The following is a 2774-nucleotide window of genomic DNA, read 5'->3' as shown; positions in this document are numbered from 1 at the left end:
GATTGTTCGAGCGCGCGTAGCGCTCCGGAGAACCCGGTCCCGGTGAGGACCGCGTTGTCGACCGCGCTCATCGTCAGATCCAGCGTCAGCGACAAGTTGAAGTAGTCGCCGCGGAACGCCTTGGGTACGGCGTCGACGTCGAACGGCCGGACGAGGATCAGCTTGAGCGCGCGAATCAGGTAGGGAGAGGCACGGCCGAATTCCCGCAACGGGCACTGCAGCGAGAGCAGATCCTGGTGGAGGTCGCCCCGCGCGGCCGACAGGTATTGGTCGGCAACTTTGCTGAGCCGTCCCGTAGCGTCGACCGCGTCGATCAGAAGGTTCTGTTTGTCGGCGAAATGCTTGAGCAGTGGCGGGAATTCGGTGAGGACGCGGTCCAAGACGTCAGAGCGGGGACCCACGTATGCCAGCAGCCGGTTGGTGGAATCGATGGCTCGGGTGATGTCAGCGCGTTGCTCGTTGAGTCGGGCGGTGAAGGTGGCCAGCTTGCCGAGGAAGGCACGGATGTGCTCGGCCCGACCGTTGACGATGTTGTAGACCTCGTTCTGCAGCACTTCCAGGTTCGGGATGCCGCCGCCGCGAAGCACGATGGCAAGACTTGCGAGCGTCTGCTCCGTCGTGGGATACGTCGACGCATTCTTCAGCGGGATCGTGTCGCCATCCCGCAGCAACTCCCGGGACGGGTTGGGAGGCGCGGCCAGCTCCACATGCTGCGAACCCAGCAGGCTGGTTTGCCCGATCTTGGCGGTCGCGTTCCTGGGTAACTTGACGTTCTTGCCCAGACGCAGCGTCAGGGTCGCGACCCAGTTCTTCAGTTGGATCGCCCGCACCGTGCCGACAAAGACATCGGCCACCCGCACCCGGCTGTTGTCGTTGAGGGCAAGCGTGTCGGGCATCTGCACATAGACGGTGTAGGAGCCGGGCCCGGAGCCCGGGCCACCCGGCATCGGCACATTCGCGATCCCATGCCATTTCGCGCACGACGTCAGCAACACTGCAGCAACCAGCACTGCGATGCCCTGCCGCGTCCGGTATCGGGCCCGAATAGCCATGGCGCGCAATGTGTTCATGATCCTGCTCCCGCCGCGGCGGCCACCGGCGCGGGCGTCGGCGCGACCGGACCAGGGATCACACCCGGTCCGGGCGCCGGTGGCGGGATCGGCACCTGGGGGGCCTGCAGGCCGATGGGTGGCAACACCGGATACTCGTCGTAGGCGTTCGGCGGCCCGGGCGGGGTCTGCAACCCCGGGGGCGGGGGCCCGGTGTCGGGGCCGCCCATCAGTTCGGCCAGGGATTCGGGGGTCAACAGGCCGCCGGTGACGGGCCCCACCTGGGTGCCCTGCATGCCCGGCGCGACCACCCATCCGGGTTGGGTGTTTCGGTGCGAGAACGGGGTGTCGGGCACCCAGATGCCGGGCACGGTGGTGTCCTTGTATCCGTTCGGCGGGTGCAGCCGCGGCTCGGAGTAAGCGATCTCCTTGGGTAGCGCCTCGGCGGTGCTGAACAGGTTCAACCCGAAGGGCAGGTAGTTGAACTTGATCGCATCGAGGACGGGGGCCAGGTATTGCGCACACAGCTCGGCGGACTCTTGATAACCCAGTCGGCTACCGGCCTGAATCATGCTGCAGAAGAACTGCATTGGGTTGGCGAAGTTAGGGATCGCCGGAATGGACATCACGGCCCCGTGCGACGGGTGGTAGATCTGGCTGAGGTTGGTCTCCAGCGTCGGCAGGACGTGCAACGCGGTCTCCAAACCGTTCAGTGGATCGGGCTGGACCAGCGTGGTGGTCAGGGTGGCGAGGTTGTCGAGGTCATGGACGAGCACCTCGCGGTTCTTGGTCAAGAACGGGCGCAGGGTGGAGAGCAGGCTGTCGAACTGCTGGAGCGCATTGGCGAGATTGTGGTCGGATCCGGTCAACTCGTCGGTGAACTGGGCCAGGTTCTTGTTGAGCGCGACGAATTGCTGGTCGTCCTTGTGCAGGGCGTTGACGAACTGGGCCAGGCTCTTCACCACCGCGAAGAAGTCACCACGGCCCTCGTTCAGCGCCGTCAACGACCGCGACAGGCTGTTCAGCGTGGTGTTGATTTGCTTGCCCTTGCCGGCCAGCCCGTCGGCGAACGACTCGATGGCATCACCGAACGGACCTTTGGGTTGCTCGGGTGTCGGGCCGAGTTTGGAGATGACGTTAGCGACGCCTTCGCGCAGTTCGTCCCACTCCGTCGGCACCTGCGTGCGCTCGATGGGGATCACCGCGTTGTCGCCCATGACCGGACCGCCCTTATAGGGCGGCTCCAACTGGATGTTGCGCGACGCCACCAGCGTCGGGTTCACGATGACCGCCGACGCGTTGGCGGGCACCTTGTATTTGTTGTCGTAGTGAAACGTCACCTTCATCTTGTCGCCGGCCGGTTCGATCTTGTCGACGGAACCGACGCGAACGCCCATGATTTGGACTTTGTCGCCGGAATAGAGGGCGTTCGCCGATGGGAAATAAGCGATTACGGTGTTGGTGGTCAACCTTTGGTAGAGCCGCCAGCCGAGGGCGCCGGCGACCAGGATCAGCAGTACCGCCAGCACGCCGACGACCGTCCGGGGCCGCGGTTTTCCGAAATTGAAGACGCTGCTCAATTCTGGCTACCTCCCGTGATGCCGCTGCCGCCCGTGCCGCCCGGGTTGATCAACGGAGCGGGCAGCTGGGGGCCCTATCAGAAGGTCGCCACCAACACCGTGGTCGCGTACCTGCCGGAAGCCAACGCACTCTATGCCGGCGACG

The 2774-nt window shown here is 64.9% G+C and carries 2 protein-coding genes and 1 pseudogene; all 3 read right to left on the bottom strand.

What is annotated here, in order from left to right; translation table 11 throughout:
* Window positions 1-1070, bottom strand: a 1070-nt coding sequence (locus tag A5711_RS13575; RefSeq protein WP_067947273.1) for a virulence factor Mce family protein, incomplete at its 3' end; no start/stop codon positions are given.
* Window positions 1067-2629 carry a virulence factor Mce family protein gene (locus A5711_RS13570; RefSeq protein WP_067947272.1) on the bottom strand — a complete coding sequence of 521 codons (1563 nt, stop codon included), beginning with the start codon at window positions 2627-2629 and terminating at the stop codon, window positions 1067-1069. The genes A5711_RS13570 and A5711_RS13575, both read right to left, overlap by 4 nt.
* Window positions 2626-2703, bottom strand: a pseudogene (locus A5711_RS28030) (hypothetical protein); the annotation flags it as partial. The gene A5711_RS13570 and the pseudogene A5711_RS28030, both read right to left, overlap by 4 nt.
* Window positions 2704-2774: the final 71 nt, after the last annotated feature.

Source organism: Mycobacterium sp. E2238 (assembly GCF_001672665.1).
GTDB lineage: Bacteria > Actinomycetota > Actinomycetes > Mycobacteriales > Mycobacteriaceae > Mycobacterium.
Note: the sequence above shows the minus strand (reverse complement) of the source record. Positions and strands in the feature narration are given on the sequence as shown.